The organism is Sphingomonas hengshuiensis (assembly GCF_000935025.1).
Taxonomy (GTDB): domain Bacteria; phylum Pseudomonadota; class Alphaproteobacteria; order Sphingomonadales; family Sphingomonadaceae; genus Sphingomonas; species Sphingomonas hengshuiensis.
The window spans coordinates 1,054,556-1,073,162 of record NZ_CP010836.1 but is presented as its reverse complement, the minus strand read 5'-3'; the positions used below and the strand labels follow the sequence as shown (position 1 = coordinate 1,073,162).

The following is an 18,607-nucleotide window of genomic DNA, read 5'->3' as shown; positions in this document are numbered from 1 at the left end:
CGCGAAACCATGTTCCCCCCTCTCCTCACAGCGCGTCGATCGCGCGATAGGCGGCGATCAGCCGATCTTCGCCCGCACGGCCGCGCACCGAATTTCCATGTTCCATCCCGATCACCCCGGCATAGCGCCGCGCCCGCAGCCAGCGCGTGACGCCGGCATAGTTGATCTCGCCGGTGCCGGGCTCGTTGCGCCCCGGATTGTCGCCGAACTGGAGATAGCCGATCTCACTCCAGCACAGCTCCATCGTCGGGATCAGGTTCCCCGACTGAATCTGCTCATGGTACAGGTCGGCCAGGATCTTCACGCCCGGACTGTTCACGCCGCGCGCGACGGCATAGCCCTGGGGGATGCTCTGCATGTACACGCCAGGATGGTTCGTCCGCGTGTTCAGCGGCTCCATCACCAGCACCAGCCCGTGCGGCGCGACAATGTCGCCCGCGCGGCGCATCACGTCGATCACCCGCGCGGTCTGGATATCGAGCGGCACGCGGGAGTCGAGAAAGCCGGTCACGACCGTCATGTGCTTCGCGTTCAGCCGCTTGGCGACGTCGATCGAAGCGCGGACATCGGCCAGGAACGCCTCGCGCTCGGCGCCGTCGTTCGCGCCGAGGATCGGTCGCGACTGGCCCCATTTGGGCATGCTGGCGACGAACACGCCCATCGTCATGCCCCGGCTGGACAGCGCCTTGGCCATCGCCACCTGCTCGTCGATCGTGCGGCCGGCAGCCTCATTGTCTTCCCAGGCGGTAAAGCCCTGGTCGGCGGCGAAGGCGATCTGTTCGATCCGGTTGCCCCGGCTGGCAAAGCTCCCTTCATGCGGGGCATAGCCGAGCGAGAAGCGGGCGGCGTTGCTGCCGCCCCCCTGCGCCCGCGCCACGCCTGCGGCCAGGGGCAGTGCAGCGCCTGCCGCCAGCATGGTCCGTCGCGAGACCCCCTTCCCCCCCGTTTCGCTCATTTCTTCGCGCTTTCCGCATTCAGATAGGCGATGATCGCGGCGCGCTTTGCCGGGTCGGCCATGCCGATCGGCATCCGCGAGCCCGGCACCTTCTTGGTCGGGGCGGCGATGAACTGGTCCAGCGTCGCCGCGTCCCAGCGCAGCTTCGACGCCTTCATCGCGGAGGAATAGCTGAAACCGGGGACCGACGCGGCGAGCCGACCGACGACGCCATAGAGGTTAGGCCCGATACGGTTCGGGCCGCCCTTCTCGACGGTATGGCAGGCCTTGCACGCGGCGAAGGCTGGCGGTGCCGCCGTCGTCTGGGCGACCGTGGGCGCGCTCGTCGCCACAACCGCAACCATTGCGGCCATCCCCGCGCCCGCGCTCATCAAAAGCTTCATGCAGTCTCTCCAGGTTCGATGCTGGTCCATTTTTCATCCGACGCCGCATTCGCGATCGCCGCCTCGACGAACTGCATCGTGCGCAATCCGTCCGCCACGCCCGGAAACCAGCGGTCGCCTTCACCCCGAATCGACGCGGCAAAAGCACGGTACAGGTTCCCGAACGCCTCGACATACCCTTCGGGGTGGCCGGCCGGCGTGCGCAACAACATGGATGTACTCGGCACCAGCCCCGGACCACCCGCGCGCACGATTTCCGCCGGGCGATCGAGCCAGCGCAGCGTCAGCGTGTTCGGCTCCATCTGCGCCCATTCCAGCCCGCCGCGCTCGCCATGGATGCGCAGCCGCAGCCCGTTTTCCTCGCCCGCCGCGACCTGAGTCGCTTTCAACGTGCCGCGTGCGCCGCCCGCGAAGCGCAGCAGCGCGCTGACATCGTCGTCCAGGCGGCGCCCCGGCACATGGATGGTGAGATCGGCGGAGACCGCGTCCACACGCTCGCCCGATACATGCTCGGCCAGTTGAAAGGCATGGGTGCCGATATCGCCCAGGCACCCGCCCAGCCCGGCGCGCGCCGGGTCGGTACGCCATTCGGCCTGCTTGTTGCCCTCGGTGTCGAGCGGCGCGCTCAGCCAACCCTGGATATATTCGACCTGCACCAGCCGGATCGCGCCGAAATCGCCACGGGCGACGCGGGCGCGCGCCTCCTCGACCAGCGGATAGCCGCTATAGGTGAAGGCGAGCCCGAACTGCTTGCCGCTGGCCTCCGCCGCCGCAGCGATGGCGCGGGCCTCGTCGCTGTTCATCGCCATCGGCTTTTCGCACAAGACGTGGAAGCCGGCATGCAGCGCGGCGATGGCGACCGGCGCGTGCAGATGGTTGGGCGTGACGATCGCGACCGCGTCGATGCGCTCGTTCGCCGGCAGCGCCGCTTCACCGGTAAGCAGCGCGTCATAGGTCGCATAGACCCGCGCCGGATCGAGCCCGAGCAGGTCGCCGGTGCGCGCATTCCTGCCCGCATCGGTGCTGAACGCGCCCGCCGCCAGCCGCCACTCGCCGTCGAGCGCCGCCGCCATGCGGTGCACTGCGCCGATGAACGCGCCCTCGCCGCCGCCCACCATGCCGAGCTTGAGCGGGTGCCGGATCATTTCGCCGCTCCGTCCAGCCCGAGCAGCGTGCGGATCGCAGCCTTGTCGACGCCGCTCGAGGCGAAGTCGTCGAACGCGCGGCCCGTGACGCGGATGATATGGTCGCGGATGAACGGCGCGCCCTCGCGGGCGCCGTCCTCGCTGTTCTTGAGCGCGCATTCCCATTCGATCACAGCCCAGCCGCGATAGCCATATTGCGCCAGCTTGCTGAAGATGCCGACGAAATCGACTTGCCCGTCGCCGGTGGAGCGGAACCGCCCCGCCCGGTTCGCCCAGCTTTCATAGCCGCCATAAACGCCGCTGCGCCCGGTCGGGTTGAACTCGGCGTCCTTCACATGGAAGCACGAAATCCGGTCGTGATAGCGATCGATGAAGTCGAGATAGTCGAGCTGTTGCAGCACATAATGCGATGGATCGAACAGGATGCGCGCGCGGGGATGGTTGTTCACGGCGGCCAGGAACCGTTCCCAGGTCGCGCCATCATGGATGTCTTCGCCCGGATGGATTTCGAACGCGCAATTGACTCCCGCTTCCTCGAACACGTCGAGGATCGGGGTCCAGCGCCGCGCCAGTTCGGCAAAGGCCTCTTCGACCAGCCCGGCGGGACGCTGCGGCCAGGGATAGACATAGGGCCAAGCCAGCGCGCCGGAGAAGGTAGCGTGCGCCTTCAGGCCCAGCCGGGCGCTGGCGCGGGCGGCGAGCTTCACTTGCTCGACGGCCCAGGCCTGCCGCTCGGCGGGTTTCCCATGGAGTTCGGCCGGCGCGAAGCCGTCGAACAGCGTGTCATACGCCGGGTGCACCGCGACCAGCTGGCCCTGAAGATGCGTCGACAATTCGGTCGGCTGAATCCCGAACTTGTCCAGCCGCGCGCGCAGATCGTCGCAATAGGACTGGCTCTCGGCAGCCTGTGTCAGGTCGATCAGCCGCGAGTCGCACGGAATCTGCACACCGACATAGCCGAGGCCCGCCGCCCATTCCGCCATATGGTCCAGCGTATCGAACGGCGCAGCATCGCCCAGGAACTGCGCGAGGAAAATGGCCGGGCCCTGCATCGCGGTCATGCCACCGCCTCCGTCTTGCGATCGTTCTTGAACGTGAGCTGGAACAGCAGTGCGATGACCGCCGCCGCGATCGCCGGATACCACCACATCTGTTGCCAGTCGGCGATCGAGGGGTTCGCGGGCAATTGCGCATAGAGCAGCCCGCCGATCTGCGACCCGAGCAGCATCCCCACGCCGTAGGTGAACAGCGTGAGCATGCCCTGCGCCTGTGCGTTCACGCCCTTTGGCGTCGCGATGTTGCCGGTGTAGATCGCGCCCGCGACAAAGAAGAAGTCATAGCACACACCGTGCAGCGCCACGCCGAGATAGATCGCCCAGAGCGACGTGCCGCCATCGCCGATCGCGAACAGCGCATAGCGCAGCGCCCAGGCGGCCATGCCGACCAGCAGCAGCGGCTTCACGCCAAAGCGGCGATACAGCCACGGCATCGAGAACATGAACACCAGTTCGGACATCTGCCCGATCGCCAGCGTGCCGCCGACATTCTGGATGCCTGCCGCGCCGACATAGGCCGAGGCATAGGCATAATACATCGCCAGCGGGATCGAGATCAGCGTGGCGCAGGCGATGAAGACCAGGAACGACCGCTGGCGCAGCAGCCCGAACGCCTCGGTGCAGAACACGTCGGCCACCAGGCTCTTGCCTTGCGGCGCATCGGGTTCGACGTTGGGCAGCGTGATGCTGTAGAGCCCCAGCGCGAGCGAGACGACGCCCGCGACTTCAAAGATATGCGGGCTGGCGGAAAGCCCGGCCCAGCCGACGATCAGCCCGGCGACGATCCACCCCAGCGTGCCGAACGCGCGCACGAACGGGAACCGGTCCACGCGCTCGCCAAAGCTCTTGAGCGCGATCGTGTTCGCAAGGCCCACCGTGGGCATGTACAGGATCATGTAGCCGAGCAGCAGCCAGACGAAGGTCCCGCCCTGTTCGGGCGTGAGAAACCGGGGCAGCACGAACAGCAGCGCGCCGCCCACCAGATGCAGCGTGACCATCAGCATCTTGGGGCTGAGGAAGCGCGCAGCCGCCATGCCGAGCAGGAACGAGCCGACGATCGAGGCGATCGGGCCGACCGAAAAGGCATTGGCGATCAGGCTGCCGATGCCCACGGTCTGCATGACCAGCCCGAGCGTGACGTTCCACGCGCCCCACACGAAGAACTGCATGAACATGAGCGCGCTCAGGCGCCCCGTGAGCATTCCAGAAACCGGGCGCGCGCTACCCGACAACGCCCCATCCGCAGCGACCATGCGCAAATCCTCCCCAGACGCAGTTTTCCCGCCCTTGGTGCACAGACTATGCAGCGGAAACGATGATGTAAAGGATTACATCCTCCCCTATCGACACGGTTCACCGCAAGCGACATGACAGTGCCATGACGACGATCATCGAAGTCGCGGCGGCAGCCGGGGTGTCCACCGCCACTGTTTCGCGCGTGCTGAGCCAGCCGGATCGGGTGGCGGAGCGCACGCGCCGCCGCGTGCTGGAGGTGGTCGCGGCGCTGGGCTATCGCCCCAATGTCGCGGCGCGGAGCCTGCGCACGGCGCGCGCGGGCAAGATCCTGCTGACCGTGCCCGATATCTCCAACCCCTTTTTCGCGAGCGTGATTCGCGGCGCGGAGGAGGCGGCACGCGACGCGGGTTATGCCGTGGTCGTCGGCGACACCCGCCACGATACGCAAGTCGAAGAACAATATGCCGAGATGCTGTCGCGCCGCGAAGTGGACGGGCTGGTCTTTCTCGGCCACCGGCTGCCCGTCAGCCTGACGCCATTGTTAGCGCGCCTGGGCGCGGCCGCACCGATCGTCAACGGATGCGAATACAGCCCCGACATCGGCGTGCCGAGCGTCCATATCGACAACGCGACCGCGAGCAGCGACGCGATGGAACATCTGATCGCGCTCGGCCATCGCGACATCGGGATCATCACCGGGCCGCCGATCAGCCCGATCAGCCGCGATCGACTGGCCGGCGCCATCCGCGCGGCGGAGCGCGGCGGGCTGGAGCGGCGGCTGCACGTGCGGGCCGGCGATTATTCGGCGCGCTCCGCCTTTGAAGAGGCGCGCCACCTGCTCGACGGCAACGTGACCGCGCTCTTCTGCTTCAGCGACGAAATGGCGCTCGGCGCGATCAGCGCGATCGGCGAAGCCGGACTGTCCTGTCCGGGCGACATATCGGTCATCGGCTTCGACGACCTGCCGATCGCACGCTATTTCCACCCCGCCCTGACCACCATCGCCCAGCCAAAGGGGCTGATCGGGCGGCGCGCGGTCGAACTGCTCGCCCAGATCTTGCGCGGCGCCGAAAGCCCGGTGCGGCAGGTGACGCTGGGCCACGAACTGGTCGTGCGGAGCAGCACCGCGCCCCCACCGCGAAATCGATGACCGGTAGAGTGCGGGAGGTTCTGCAAAATCCGTTTTGGCTGGATGCGGGAGATTTTCGATCCGTGTGAAGCGCTATACTCTGATGGCGGCGATAATCGCCGTGACGTGTGCCTTCCACCCCGCCCGGTCACGCGCCGCCGACGCAACCGGTGGTCGGCATCAACAGGTCGATGCGATCTTCAAAACGGACGGCAAGACTCCGGGATGTGCCGTCGCGATATCCCGAGCAGGTTCTCTCGACTATGCGCGGGGGTACGGTTTGGCGAACCTCGAGCACGATATCCCCATCACGCCGCAATCGATCTTCCTTGCCGCCTCGATTTCCAAGCAATTCACTGCGTTCTCGATCGGCTTGTTGGCGCAGGACGGCAAGCTGTCGCTCGATGACGACATCCGTAAATATGTGCCGGAAATGCCCGATTACGGCCGACCGATCACCATCGCCCAGCTAATCCACCATACCGACGGCCTGCGCGAACAGGGCCAGTTGCTGAACCTTGCGGGCTGGCGCGGCGAGGATATGTACACCGAAGAAGACATACTCTGGGCATTGAGCCGCCAGCGCCAGTTGAACTTCGCGCCCGGTTCCGAGATCGTCTACGGCAATGCCGCATATACCTTGCTCGGCCTAATCGTGCGCCGCGTCTCCGGCCAATCGCTCAGGGCGTTCGCCGAGAGCCGCATATTCAAGCCGCTCGGCATGACCGACAGCCATTTCCGCGACGACCGCAGCGAAGTCGTGCCGCGGCGCGCTTCGGCGTACAGCCCCCGCGCGGATGGCGGTTGGAGCGAGAATGTTCCCAACGTCAATCACTATGGCTCGACCGGCTTGCTCACCACCGTCGTCGACCTGCTGAAATGGCAACGGAACCTGCTCGACGGACGCGTCGGCGGCGCGGCGCTGGCGGCGTGGATGCGGACCTCGGGCACGCTGAACGACGGCACCGACATCGGCTATGGCGGCGGATTGACGCTGGGCCGCTATCGCGGCCTGCATATGGTGCGCCACGACGGTGCCGATGCTGGCTACCGCGCCGAAGCGATTCTCTTCCCGGATCAGCAACTGGCGATCATCGCCTTGTGCAACGGTGCCGCGATCGACCCGACCAGTCTCACTCGCAGGGTCGCGGATGTCTATCTGGGCGATCAGATGCAGTTGCCGGCGCTCGTCCCATCCATCGAGGTTTCGGACGCCGAGCAATCGGCACTGGCCGGCGTCTATTGGAGCCCCACCACCGATGAAGTGGTGCAGCTCGAATGGACTGATGGCGTATTGCGGCAGGCCGGCAGTCCAACCTCTCTCGACCCCATCGGCCCGGGGGTGTTCCGACCCATCGACTTGCCGCACGAATGGCGCTTCGTTCCATCGGCCGCGGGCGCGCCGACCGAACTGCATATCCGCGATGCATGGCCGACGCACCGCGTGTTCGTCCGCGTTACCTCACCGTTGCCCGACCTCGCCGCCCTGAACGCGCTCACTGGGCAATATCGTAGCGAAGAGACCGACATGACCTACACGGTGCGCGTCATTGACGGTCGTCTGAGGCTCTCCTGGCCGCGGGCATATGATCTGGCTTTGGCGCCGGTCGGCGGTGACCGGTTCGTCGGGCCCCGAGGCACCGTGACCTTCACTCGAACGGCGTCGGGCGAAGTAAATGGGTTGACGATCAGCAACCGCCGGCTACGCCGGTTGCGCGCGGTTCGATTATAAGGGTTTATCGTAGCCAGCAGACTGCACCGGATCGCTTCGATCGAGCGCGGCCAATTCCCGCCCATTGTTGATTGGGGATGCTGCGAAGGTGGAAATGCGCCGGTACGTCCGAACCGATTGCCAGAGGGTACATTCTAGCCGTCAGTTCGCTGTATCTCACGCTCACGCCAACCTGGGCAATCAGATACCAATGCAAACCGATTCGAGACCCCGGATGTTTCCGGTCGGACATCAATTTGGTCGGAACCATCCTCAGGGCGGTCCGTTGATTTGATACTGCCCTAGACGCTGTTTCATCAAAGCGCCGTACCGGGCCCTCATCGCTGGCATCGCGACGCTGCGCTGCTGATGCCTGAGCACGTCACGCACCGGCCATGCGCCGGGAAGGCCATTCGGGCCGCGCCAGGGCACATTGCAAGCCAAAGGAGCAAGCAAATGGAAAACACCCAAACCATCGACCGCAACGAAACCCGTGAGACGATCTCGTCCGAAAAGGTCGACGGCACCGCCGTCTATGGTCGTGACGGCGAGCAGATCGGCTCGGTGCACCATCTCATGATCGGCAAGCGCGACGGCAAGGTGCGTCACGCCGTGGTCAGCTATGGTGGTTTCCTCGGCATGGGCGAGGATTATTTCCCGCTGCCGTGGAACGAGCTCACCTATGACGAAAGTCGCGGCGGCTATGTCGTCAATCGCGACGTCGCGCAGCTCAAAGAGGGTCCGCGCTACCGGCGCGACGAGGAGCCGAGCTGGGATCGCGCGTATGAGAGTCAGCTGACGGGCTATTACGGCGCCATCTGAGGCGCCGAACAAACACTGCGCGCCCGCCGCCGCTCATGCGGCGGCGGGCGAGCGCCGTTCTGCCCAATAGAAGGAATTGCCATGAAGACGACCCTCACCCTTGGCGCTGCATTCTGCGCGCTGGCGCTTGCTGGCTGCAACCAGACGCCTGCGGAAAATCTTGCCGATCGGGTCGAGGATGCCGCCGATACGCGCGCGGACGCCATGGAGAACCAGGCCGAAGCCCTCAAGGATGGTGCCGAACAGGTTCGCGAAACGGGCGAAGAACGCGCCGACGCGATCACCGCCGCCGATCGCAACGTCGCGGCAACGATGACCGAAGAGCGCCGCGACGCGGTGGTGGCGAACGAAGCACCGGCGGTCCGGTAAGCGCGGGTGCCGATCGCTCAGGGTTTGCGCAAATCTATCCCCGCCTTTCGTTTTCCGATCCTGGCGCTTCAGTTGGCGGCGCTGGTTTCGCCGGCGGCCATCTGGCCTACCGCAGCGCTGGCGCTCGCTACGACACAGCAAACAGGCGGGCGGGCGGAAGCAGGTGGTTGGGACGGCGCGTCAAGGTCGGCCCTCGCCTCGGCGCTTGCCGATCGCGCGCGCCACGGGCTCGATCGCGTCAGCTTCGCGAAAATCCAGGACGGAGCATCCGGCGAGGTGCTTCGCGCGGCCGCGCTTCGCTATGCCCGGGCGCTGGCGCAAGGGATGGTCGATCCGACGACATTGCATGATCCGTTCACGCTGCCGCAGGGCAAGCCCGATCTCGAGCCGGCATTGGCCGAAGCATTAGCCAGCGGCAAGCTGGGCGAATGGCTGGCAAGTCTGGCGCCGCAGGACGACGAATATGCCCGGCTTTCCCAAGCCTATCTCGATCTTCGCGCGCAACCGCAGGACAGCGGCGCAGCGCAGATCGGCGCGGGGTTGCTCACTGTCGGCGATGCCGACGCGCGCGTGTCGGCCATCGTCGAGCAGCTCATCATGGGCGAGTATCTTCCAGCCGATGCCGCGTTGGCGGACAACGCTTCCCCCGAAGGCGCACTCCCGATCTATACCCAGCAGATCGCCGCTGCGGTCAAGGCGCTTCAGCGGGACTACGGGATCGCCGCCGATGGCATAATCGGTCCGGATACGCTGGGTGTCCTCAATCTCGGGGCCGGCGACCGTGCGCGGGCGGTTGCGGTCGCGCTGGAGCGCAGGCGGTGGCTCGAGCGCACGCCCCCGGCGACACGGATCGACGTCAACACTGCCGCAGCGCAGCTGTCCTATTATCGCGACGGCGTCCTTGTCGATACGCGGCGCGTGGTCGTCGGCAAGCCCGGCACCGAGACGCCGCCGCTCCAATCGCCGATCTATCGCCTCGTCGCCAACCCGACCTGGACGGTCCCAAAATCGATCCAGAACGGCGAGCTGGCCCATGTCGGCGCGGACTATCTGCAACGCCACAACATGGAACTGAGGGACGGCTGGATCGTCCAGCGATCGGGGCCGGACAATGCGCTGGGGCTGGTCAAGTTCGACATGCAGAATGAACATGCCATCTATCTGCACGACACCGCCGCGCCGGAGCTGTTCGAGCGCAGCCATCGTCATCGCAGCCATGGCTGCGTGCGTGTGGAGGACGCGCTTGGCTTTGCGCAACTCTTGGCTGACGACCAAAAGATATCCGAAGCATGGCAAGCGGCGCAGGCCGGTGGCGAGCAGCAGTTCGTCCCTTTGAAAACGCCAATTCCGGTCCGCCTGCTCTACCGCAATGTGTTCGTCGATCAGGACGGCAAGGTCGCCTTTCGCACCGATCCTTATGGGTGGAATACCCCGATCGCCAAGGCGCTCGGCTTTTCGTATCCCGGCAAGGCTCGACTGCGCAGCGAAGACGCCGATATCGGTCCATGAGCGGCGCCGCGGAACGAGGCCGGGGCATGACCTCGCGCTGGCGCTGGGTGGTGCGCCTTCTGTTCCGCCGCATCTGGTTTCGCGCGGCGCTGTTCTCATTGTCTTCGGTCGCGCTGGCGCTGCTCGCGGCGTTCGTGGCGCCGTACATCCCCTATGACATCAGTACCAAGATCGGCTCGGACGCGGTCGACAACATCCTCGGGATTCTTGCTTCGTCGATGCTGGCGGTAACGACCTTCTCGCTCACCGCGATGGTCTCCGCTTTCTCCGCCGCCAGCGGTGCAATCACCCCGCGCGCAACTCAGCTGCTCGTTGAGGATTCGACCGCGCAGAACGCGCTATCGACCTTTCTCGGCGCGTTCCTTTTCTCGATCGTCGGGATCTGCGCGCTGTCGACCGGCATCTACGGCAAGTCGGGCCGTGTCATCCTGTTCGTCGGCACCATCCTGGTCATCGCGATCATTGTCGTGACGCTGCTGCGCTGGATCGGGCATCTGTCGAACTTCGGGCGGGTCGGCAACACCATCGACCGCGTGGAAAAGGTGGCGACGGACGCCATCGAGCGATCCGGTTACACAGTCGCCGTAACGCCACAAGCCGACATGCCCATCGCGGGCAGGCACCCCGTGTTCGCCGAAAAGATCGGCTATATCACGCACATCGACCTCCAGGCGCTCGACGAGGTCGCCTGCCGGCTTGGCTGCGCGATCGACGTGCGGGTGATGCCCGGCGCGTTCGTGACGACGAGCCGCGAAATCGCATGGCTCGACCGGTGCGACGCCGAGAGCGATGCCGAGATACGCGGTGCGTTCACCTTCGATCATCATCGCCAGTTCGATCATGATCCGCGGCTTGGGCTGGTCGTGCTCTCCGAGATCGCGTCTCGGGCATTGTCGCCTGCGGTCAACGATCCGGGAACCGGCATCGCCGTGCTGGGATCCGGCGTCAGGGTGATGATCGCCTTGCTGGACGACGGCAGGCCGGGCGATTCGGGCAGCGGGCGCGTCCGGCTTCCCGACCTTAGCATTGGCGACCTACTCGACGACCTGTTTCGCCCGATCGCGCGCGACGGCGCGGCGATCGTCGAAGTCGCGATCAAGCTTCAGCGTTCGCTCGCGGAAATCGCCGCGGTGGCGCCGATGGCGCATGGCCTGATCGCGGTTCGCGCCGCCGATGCGCTGGCCCGCTGCGAGGCGGCGATGGCCTCGAAAGCCGACCTCGAAAGCGTGCGTGCGGCGTATCGGTCGCATTGGACGGATACCGGCGCGGCGCAATGGCACAGGAAAGGGTGACCGCGGCGGAGGTGGATGCGGCAGTGCGCAATGCCGGCCACGGGCGGCTCGAGACCATTGCCGCAGTCGTTCTGGAGACCGACGGCAGCATGAGCGTGATCGCGCGCCAGGGCGAGGGCGACCTTACCGCACTGCATTCGGTCCGAAAATTGGGCCCGCCGCACCCGCGGACTACCCCAGGTTCGCCCGCATCCTGTCGTCCAGCACAAGCCGCTCCTGCACCAGTGTCGCTTGGCCAGTGGGACCGACGATGCCCAGAATACGACGGGCCGAGCGCCCGGCGGTAGGTAACGAGTCGCGCCGACGATAGAAGGCCCAATTGCGAAGTACCTGGGATAGTTGCTTGTTTTGTTTGTATCGGGCGCGCGGCGCCGTCGCGTATCTCGCAGCCGGCGCGCTGCTCGGCGCCTGCGTCCCATCGGTTTCCAGGCAGCCCCCCGCCCCGTCAATGGCAGCTCCGCCCCGACCGCTCCCCCGCAAAATCGAAGCGCCCCCGGCGGTGGCCGCACCGGAGGCACCCGCCGCGTTGCTCAACGCCGTCCAGGGTCTGGGCGGGGGATTTGCGGGATCGGTCGGGATTGCGGTGCGCGACATTGACGAAGGCTGGTTGATCTCGTTCAACGGCGCCGCGGCGCTGCCGCAGCAGAGCGTCAGCAAATTGTGGGTGGCGATCGCGGTGATGGACGCCGTGGACCGAGGAGCCCTGTCGCTGTCCGACCCGGTCACCGTCCGCCGATCGGACCTCACCGTCTTCCATCAGCCGATCCGGGCGCTTGTCGGGCCGGACGGCTACAAGACCAATGTCCGCGCATTGCTCGAGGGCGCGATGACCCGCAGCGATAACACCTGCAACGATGTCCTGCTGTGGAAGGTCGGTGGCCCCACTGCGATCCGTGCCATGCTCGCGCGAAAGCACATAGAGGGCGTTACCTTTGGCCCGGGCGAGCGAGAGCTCCAGGCCAGGACCGCCGGGCTGACCTGGCGCCCGGAATGGGCCGGCGGCTGGGGCTTCCTCCAGGCGCGCGCGAAGCTCAGCTTCGAGGCGCGGGACAAAGCGTTGCGCCGCTATCTCGCCGCACCCTATGACGGCGCCTCCGCCCAGGGGGTCACGCTCGGCCTGTCGCTGCTGGCACGCGGTACGCTGCTGAGCCCGGCATCCAGCGCCCATCTGATCGGGCTGATGCGCGCGAGCAGAACGGGACCGGCGCGCATGCGGGCCGGCCTCAAACCGGGCTGGGCGCTCGCGCACAAGACCGGAACCGGTCAGGATCTCGGGAACATGACCACCGGCTATAACGATGTCGGGATACTGACCGCGCCCGATGGCCATCGTTATGCCGTTGCGGTGATGATCGCGAGCACGCGCGTTTCCATCCCGGTCCGCCAGCGACTGATGGCGAATGTGGTTCGCGCGGTGATCCGGACGCGCAACTGAGCGGTGCGCCGCACCTGCACGTCAGGACTGGCTGGCGCCTTCGCGCGCTTCCGGGCGCGAAGCGGCGGTATCGCCGGGAGTATCGCAAAAGCGTCGATCGAGTGAGCGGGCATCGGCCCTCCCCCGTTCACCTGTCGCGCAACCTGACGCACCGGGCGGACTCGTCGGTGGTATATCCGCCAGGGCGAGGCCGGCGTCAAAGCGGCTCCGGTCGATCGATCACCCCCGCATCCAACAGCGGCGCTGCATCGACTCCGTCCGCGCCGAGTATCCCGGCCAACCGGTCCAGCGCGGCCAATATCATCGCCTGCTCCCAGCCCGGCAATATGGCGAAGCGTTCGTTGAAACGGGTCTGAAGCAGATCGGGCGCCCGATCGATCGCGGCCCGGCCCGCGTCGGTGGCGTGGAGGATGATCTGGCGCTTGTCGCGCGCGCTCCGCTCACGCGTGACGAGCCCCGCCGCCTCGAGGCGATCGACGATGTTGGTGATGGTCGCCTGGCTGAATTGCAGCGCCGCGGCCAGCACGCTTGCGGTGGTTTCAACGCGCTGCTCGATTTCGCGCAGGGCGAGCAACTGCGACGGGGTCAGCCCGGTCGCTGCGGCGAGGTTGCGACTGCCGAGATCCGCCGCACGCAGGATGCGTCGGAGCGCCTTGAGTGTCGGGGCGGTCAACTCTGTTTCCATTGCCTCCCCTTATTGCAGATTCCTTTGGATCACTAACAAAAATATGCTTTACTAAATGAAGCATTTGCGCGGCAGAACCGCGCCATAGGAGCAAAAAGGTTGAACTTTCGCCGTAAACTCCTTAGATACCTGGTCCAATCGATGGCGCCAAGGCGATTGGCGAGGATCAATATAATTTGGAGTATGAAGCATTTTTGGGGCTGAATCAGCACGACCGGCGCCGGCCGCCAGCGACAAGACCAACCCGGCTGCGATCGAATTGCGAAGCCCGCACGCGGAGGATGGCGCTGCAGTCACCGCGCTGGTTGCCGCTTCGGCCCCGCTCGATCGCAACTCGGCCTATTGCAACCTGCTCCAGTGCACCGATTTTGCGGAAACCTGCGTCGTCGCCGAGCGCCAGGGGCGCGTCATCGGCTGGGTCTCGGCCTATCGCCCGCCCTCGGCGCCGGACCGGATCTTCGTATGGCAAGTCGCCGTCGATGCATCGGCCCGCGGCGAGGGTCTCGCGCTGCGCATGCTCGACGCACTAATCGCCCGCCCCGCTGTGGCCGGGGCGACGAGCCTGACCACGACGATCACCGAGGGCAATGCGGCCTCCTGGGGGCTCTTCGGAGCCTTTGCGCGCCGCTGCAACGCCGAGCTGACCAAGGCCCCGCGCTTCGAGCGCGAGGCGCATTTCGGCGGCGCCCACGACACCGAATGGGAAGCACGCATCGCGCCGCTTCCGACCCACTGAAATAGCGACAGGAAGACTATCATGACCGCAACCGCGGAACCCAGCCACACGGCTCCCGACACGCAAATTTACGAGCGCCGCGAATCGATCGTGCGTAGCTATTCGCGCGCGATCCCGCGCCAGTTCAATCGCGCCCGGGGCGTGTGGATGCACGACAGCAACGGCGGCAAGTATCTCGACTTCCTGTCGGGCTGCTCGACGCTCAACTATGGCCACAACCATCCCGTGCTGAAACAGGCGCTGCTCGACTATATCGCGGGCGACGGGATCACGCACGGCCTCGACCTCCACACCGACGCCAAGGCCGACTTCCTCACCGCGCTCGAGGACGTGGTCCTTCGTCCCCGCGGGCTCGATTATCGCGCGATGTTCACCGGCCCGACCGGCACCAACGCGGTCGAGGCCGCGATCAAGCTGGCGCGCAAGGTAACCGGGCGCGAGATGGTGATCGCCTTCACCAACGGCTTTCACGGCATGACGCTGGGCGCGCTCGCCTGTACCGGCAATGCCGGGAAGCGCAGCGGCGCGGGCGTTCCGCTGAGCCATGTCGCGCACGAACCCTATGACGGCTATTACGGGCCCGACGTCGATACCGCCGCTTTGCTCGAACAGCGACTGGCCGATCCGTCGAGCGGGCTCGACGCGCCCGCCGCGATCCTGGTCGAGACGGTGCAGGGCGAGGGTGGGCTCAACGCCGCGTCGCCCGAATGGCTGCGCAGGGTCGCGAAGATCGCCAAGGCGCACGGCGCGCTGCTGATCGTCGACGACATCCAGGCCGGCTGCGGCCGCACCGGCGGCTTTTTCAGCTTTGAGGGGATGGGGTTCACGCCCGATATCGTCACGCTGGCCAAGTCGCTTTCGGGCATGGGCCTGCCGTTCGCGCTGACTTTGTTCCGACCCGAACTCGATATCTGGTCGCCGGGCGAGCACAACGGCACGTTCCGGGGCAACAACCACGCCTTCGTCACCGCGACCGCGGCGTTGCGCCATTTCTGGAGCGGCCGCGAGTTCGCCGCCGACATCACCCGGCGCGGGCGCCTGCTCGAACGGCGGCTCGATCGTATCGCCGCCGAACATGGGCTCGCCACGCGCGGTCGCGGCATGATGCGCGGGATCAACGTCGGATCGGGCGAGATCGCCTCCGCCATCACCGGGGCCTGTTTCGAGCAGGGCCTCATCATCGAGACCAGTGGTCCGCATGACGAGATCGTCAAGGTGCTCGCCCCGCTCGTCATCGACGATGCGGTGCTCGGCGCCGGGCTCGACATCCTCGAGCGCAGCGTCCGCGCGGCGCTTACCCCCGCCCTCGGCGTCGCCGCCTGAACCAGGAGAAACCAACATGATCATCCGCAATCTCAAAGACATCCGCGCCAGCGACCGCAACGTGAAGTCCGACGGCTGGGCCAGCGCGCGCCTGCTGCTCGACGACGACAAGATGGGGTTCTCGTTCCACCTGACCACGATGTTCGCAGGCTCGGAACTCAAGATGCACTATCAGAACCATCTCGAGGCAGTGCTGGTGCTGAAGGGTACCGGCACGATCGAGGATCTCGACAGCGGCCAGACCCACGAGCTCAAGGCCGGCGTGCTCTACGCGCTCAACGAGAATGACCGTCACATCGTCCGGCCCGAAACCGACCTCCTGACCGCCTGCGTGTTCAACCCGCCCGTCACCGGCGGCGAGGTGCATGACGAGAACGGCGCCTATCCCGCCGCCGAGCCCGCTCTCACGAGCTGAAGCCTAAACAGGGGAAACCATGAGCGATATTTATCCATCCCGCCGCGCGGCGCAGCCCGAACTGCTGCCGCGCCACGATCCCGTCGTCCATGCCGATTGGCACCCGGGCGCGCCGCTGAGCCGCGAACAGGTCGAGCAGTTCGACCGCCAGGGCTATCTGGTGCTGGAGCAAGTCTTCACCGCCGCGGAAGTCGCCGCGCTCCAGAGCGAAACCGGCCGGCTGCTCGGCAATCCCTCCGCGCTCGACCGCGATACGATCATCACCGAGCCGGGCGGGAGCGAGATCCGCTCGATCTTCGAAATCCACGCGCAAAGCGCGATGATGGCACGGCTCGCCGCCGACGATCGGCTTGCCGGCGTCGCCCGCTTCCTGCTCGGCGACCACGTCTACCTGCACCAGTCGCGGCTCAACTATAAGCCGGGATTCGAGGGCAAGGAATTCTACTGGCATTCCGATTTCGAGACCTGGCACGCCGAGGACGGCATGCCCCGGATGCGCGCGCTATCGATGTCGGTGCTGCTCGCCGAGAATACCCCCAATAACGGGCCGCTGATGCTGATCCCCGGATCGCACCGCGTGTTCGTCACCTGCGTGGGCGAGACGCCCGACGATAACTACAAGAGGTCGCTCAAGAAGCAGGAAGTCGGGGTTCCCGACGAGATCAGCCTCGCCGACCTGGCGCATGACAAAGGCATCGTCGCGCCGATCGGCCAGCCGGGGACGGTGATCCTGTTCGACTGCAACATGATGCATGGCTCGAACGGCAATATCACCCCCTTCCCGCGCGCCAACGCCTTCCTGGTCTATAACGCGGTGTCGAACCGGCTGCAGGCGCCGTTCGCCGCCGCGACCCCGCGGCCCGATTTTATCGCGGCGCGCGATGCGACGCCGCTGGCGCCTGTCTCAGGCGCACTGACCGAGCAGGCGGCATGAGCGGGCATAGCGTCGAAAAGATCGGCGGCACGTCGATGGCCGCCACCGCCACCTTGTTCGACAACGTGCTGATCGCCGGGCGCAGCGGCGCGGCTCTCTACAACCGGATCTTCGTCGTCTCGGCCTATGCCGGAATGACCGACCTGCTGCTCGAACATAAGAAGAGCGGCGAGCCGGGCGTCTATGCCTGCTTCGCGCTGAACGATGGCGCCGCCTGCTGGCGCGACGCGCTGGAGAAAGTCCGGGCCGCGATGCTCGCGCGCAACGCGGCGATGTTCGTCCGCGCACGCAGCCGCGCCGAATGCGACGCTTTCGTCGAGCAACGCATCGAAGGCTTGCGCGAATGCCTCGCCGACCTCGATCGGCTGCGCGCGCACGGCCGCTTCTGCCTCAAGAATCAGTTGACCACTGTCCGCGAGATGCTCGCCGGGCTGGGCGAGGCGCATAGCGCGCACAGCACGGCGTTGCTGCTGCGCGATCGCGGGGTGAATGCGGTGTTCGTCGACCTCACCGTCTGGACGCAGGACGGCCTCGATCCGCTCGACACGCGCATCCGCGATGCGCTGGCGCCGATCGATCTCGCCACGCAGATGCCGATCGTCACCGGCTATGCCGGGTGCGAGGGCGGCATGGTCCGCCGCTATGCGCGCGGCTATTCGGAGATGACCTTCTCGCGCATCGCCGTGCTGACGCGGGCGCGCGAGGCGATCATCCACAAGGAATTCCACCTCTCCAGCGCCGATCCCAGGCTGGTCGGCGAGGATCGCGCGCGCAAGATCGGCCGCACCAACTACGACGTCGCCGACCAGCTCGCCAATCTCGGCATGGAGGCGATCCATCCGCGCGCCGGGCGCGGCCTGCGACAGGCGAAAATCCCGCTCAGGGTGCGCAACACCTTCGACCGGCTCGATGCCGGTACGCTGATCAGCGGCGACTATGTCTCGCACAAGCCGCGGGTCGAGATCGTCACCGGGCTGCGCACCGTGCAAGCGCTCCAGTTTTTCGAGCAGGACATGGTCGGCGAAAAGGGTTTCGACGCCGCTATCCTCGATGCGCTGACCCGCCACGGCATCTGGATCGTGAGCAAGTCGTCGAACGCCAACACGATCACCCATTATCTGTCGAGCGACGCTGCGGCGGTGGCACGGGTGATCGCCGATCTCGAACGGGATCATCCCGGCGCGGCGGTCTCGTCGCGCCCGGTGGCGATGGTGTCGGTGATCGGAAGCGATATCTCCGAGCCCGGCCTGGTGCCGCGGGCGCTGCTCGCGCTCGACAAGGCCGGGATCACGATGATCGCGATGCAGCACCAGATCCGCAACGTCGATGTCCAGTTCATCGTCGAATGCGACGCCTTCGAACCGGCGGTCTGTGCGCTGCATTCGGCGCTGATCGACGACGCCGGGGCAACCCGGAGCAAGCGCGTGGCCGCCTAGGTCGGCCGGGCACATGCAACCTTTCAGCTTCCGCCGC

General features: G+C 66.2%; 18 protein-coding genes. 12 read left to right on the top strand and 6 right to left on the bottom strand.

Annotated features, from left to right (window positions below; translation table 11 throughout):
- Positions 1-25: 25 nt before the first annotated feature.
- The 5 genes from TS85_RS04770 to TS85_RS04750 are packed head-to-tail and all read right to left on the bottom strand — an operon-like array spanning position 26 to position 4,791.
- Positions 26-916, bottom strand: a complete 891-nt coding sequence (locus TS85_RS04770; protein ID WP_227698667.1) for a hydroxypyruvate isomerase family protein — start codon at positions 914-916, stop codon at positions 26-28.
- A 35-nt stretch (positions 917-951) separates the two neighbouring features.
- Complete coding sequence (locus TS85_RS04765) at positions 952-1,338, bottom strand: c-type cytochrome (protein ID WP_227698666.1); 387 nt, start codon at positions 1,336-1,338, stop codon at positions 952-954.
- Positions 1,335-2,483 (bottom strand): Gfo/Idh/MocA family protein, encoded by a 1,149-nt coding sequence (locus TS85_RS04760; protein ID WP_044330749.1) that lies wholly within the window; start codon positions 2,481-2,483, stop codon positions 1,335-1,337. Before TS85_RS04760 ends, TS85_RS04765 begins: the two co-directional genes overlap by 4 nt.
- Positions 2,480-3,544, bottom strand: coding sequence for a sugar phosphate isomerase/epimerase family protein (locus TS85_RS04755; RefSeq protein WP_044330747.1), 1,065 nt, complete (start codon positions 3,542-3,544; stop codon positions 2,480-2,482). The genes TS85_RS04760 and TS85_RS04755 overlap by 4 nt, the downstream gene beginning before the upstream one ends.
- The gene (locus TS85_RS04750) at positions 3,541-4,791 is read right to left on the bottom strand and encodes an MFS transporter (protein WP_044330746.1); all 1,251 of its coding nucleotides are present in this window, start codon (positions 4,789-4,791) and stop codon (positions 3,541-3,543) included. The genes TS85_RS04755 and TS85_RS04750 overlap by 4 nt, the downstream gene beginning before the upstream one ends.
- A gap of 125 nt (positions 4,792-4,916) precedes the next feature.
- On the opposite strand from TS85_RS04750, the gene TS85_RS04745 reads away from it, so the two are divergent.
- The 7 genes from TS85_RS04745 (at position 4,917) to TS85_RS04715 (ending at position 13,041) form a co-directional block, all read left to right on the top strand.
- A complete protein-coding gene (locus tag TS85_RS04745; protein WP_044330745.1) occupies positions 4,917-5,924 on the top strand; it encodes a LacI family DNA-binding transcriptional regulator in 1,008 nt (335 codons plus the stop codon).
- 82 nt (positions 5,925-6,006) lie between these two features.
- Complete coding sequence (locus TS85_RS04740) at positions 6,007-7,635, top strand: serine hydrolase domain-containing protein (protein ID WP_077228798.1); 1,629 nt, start codon at positions 6,007-6,009, stop codon at positions 7,633-7,635.
- A gap of 435 nt (positions 7,636-8,070) precedes the next feature.
- Positions 8,071-8,436, top strand: coding sequence for a PRC-barrel domain-containing protein (locus TS85_RS04735; RefSeq protein ID WP_044330744.1), 366 nt, complete (start codon positions 8,071-8,073; stop codon positions 8,434-8,436).
- An 81-nt stretch (positions 8,437-8,517) separates the two neighbouring features.
- Entirely contained in the window at positions 8,518-8,805 is a 288-nt protein-coding gene (locus tag TS85_RS04730) for a hypothetical protein (RefSeq protein ID WP_044330743.1), read from the top strand.
- A 6-nt stretch (positions 8,806-8,811) separates the two neighbouring features.
- The gene (locus TS85_RS04725; protein ID WP_227698665.1) at positions 8,812-10,314 is read left to right on the top strand and encodes a L,D-transpeptidase family protein; all 1,503 of its coding nucleotides are present in this window, start codon (positions 8,812-8,814) and stop codon (positions 10,312-10,314) included.
- On the top strand, positions 10,227-11,606 hold the full coding sequence (locus TS85_RS04720; protein WP_227698664.1) for a DUF2254 domain-containing protein: 1,380 nt from the start codon (positions 10,227-10,229) through the stop codon (positions 11,604-11,606). The genes TS85_RS04725 and TS85_RS04720 overlap by 88 nt, the downstream gene beginning before the upstream one ends.
- 499 nt (positions 11,607-12,105) lie before the next feature.
- Positions 12,106-13,041, top strand: a complete 936-nt coding sequence (locus TS85_RS04715; RefSeq protein ID WP_227698663.1) for a serine hydrolase — start codon at positions 12,106-12,108, stop codon at positions 13,039-13,041.
- A 196-nt stretch (positions 13,042-13,237) separates the two neighbouring features.
- Here the strand turns inward: TS85_RS04715 and TS85_RS04710 are convergent, their stop codons facing one another.
- A complete protein-coding gene (locus TS85_RS04710) occupies positions 13,238-13,726 on the bottom strand; it encodes a MarR family winged helix-turn-helix transcriptional regulator (protein ID WP_044330741.1) in 489 nt (162 codons plus the stop codon).
- 259 nt (positions 13,727-13,985) lie between these two features.
- On the opposite strand from TS85_RS04710, the gene ectA reads away from it, so the two are divergent.
- Genes ectA through TS85_RS04685 form a run of 5 tightly spaced genes read left to right on the top strand, consistent with a single transcriptional unit; the run spans position 13,986 to position 18,570 of the window.
- A complete protein-coding gene (gene ectA / locus TS85_RS04705; protein ID WP_227698662.1) occupies positions 13,986-14,462 on the top strand; it encodes a diaminobutyrate acetyltransferase in 477 nt (158 codons plus the stop codon).
- 21 nt (positions 14,463-14,483) lie between these two features.
- Positions 14,484-15,785 carry a diaminobutyrate--2-oxoglutarate transaminase gene (gene ectB / locus TS85_RS04700; RefSeq protein WP_044330740.1) on the top strand — a complete coding sequence of 434 codons (1,302 nt, stop codon included), beginning with the start codon at positions 14,484-14,486 and terminating at the stop codon, positions 15,783-15,785.
- A gap of 16 nt (positions 15,786-15,801) precedes the next feature.
- On the top strand, positions 15,802-16,200 hold the full coding sequence (locus tag TS85_RS04695) for an ectoine synthase (protein WP_044330739.1): 399 nt from the start codon (positions 15,802-15,804) through the stop codon (positions 16,198-16,200).
- A 19-nt stretch (positions 16,201-16,219) separates the two neighbouring features.
- Positions 16,220-17,134, top strand: coding sequence for an ectoine hydroxylase (gene thpD / locus TS85_RS04690; RefSeq protein ID WP_044330738.1), 915 nt, complete (start codon positions 16,220-16,222; stop codon positions 17,132-17,134).
- Positions 17,131-18,570 carry an aspartate kinase gene (locus TS85_RS04685; RefSeq protein WP_044330737.1) on the top strand — a complete coding sequence of 480 codons (1,440 nt, stop codon included), beginning with the start codon at positions 17,131-17,133 and terminating at the stop codon, positions 18,568-18,570. Before thpD ends, TS85_RS04685 begins: the two co-directional genes overlap by 4 nt.
- Positions 18,571-18,607 lie beyond the last annotated feature (37 nt).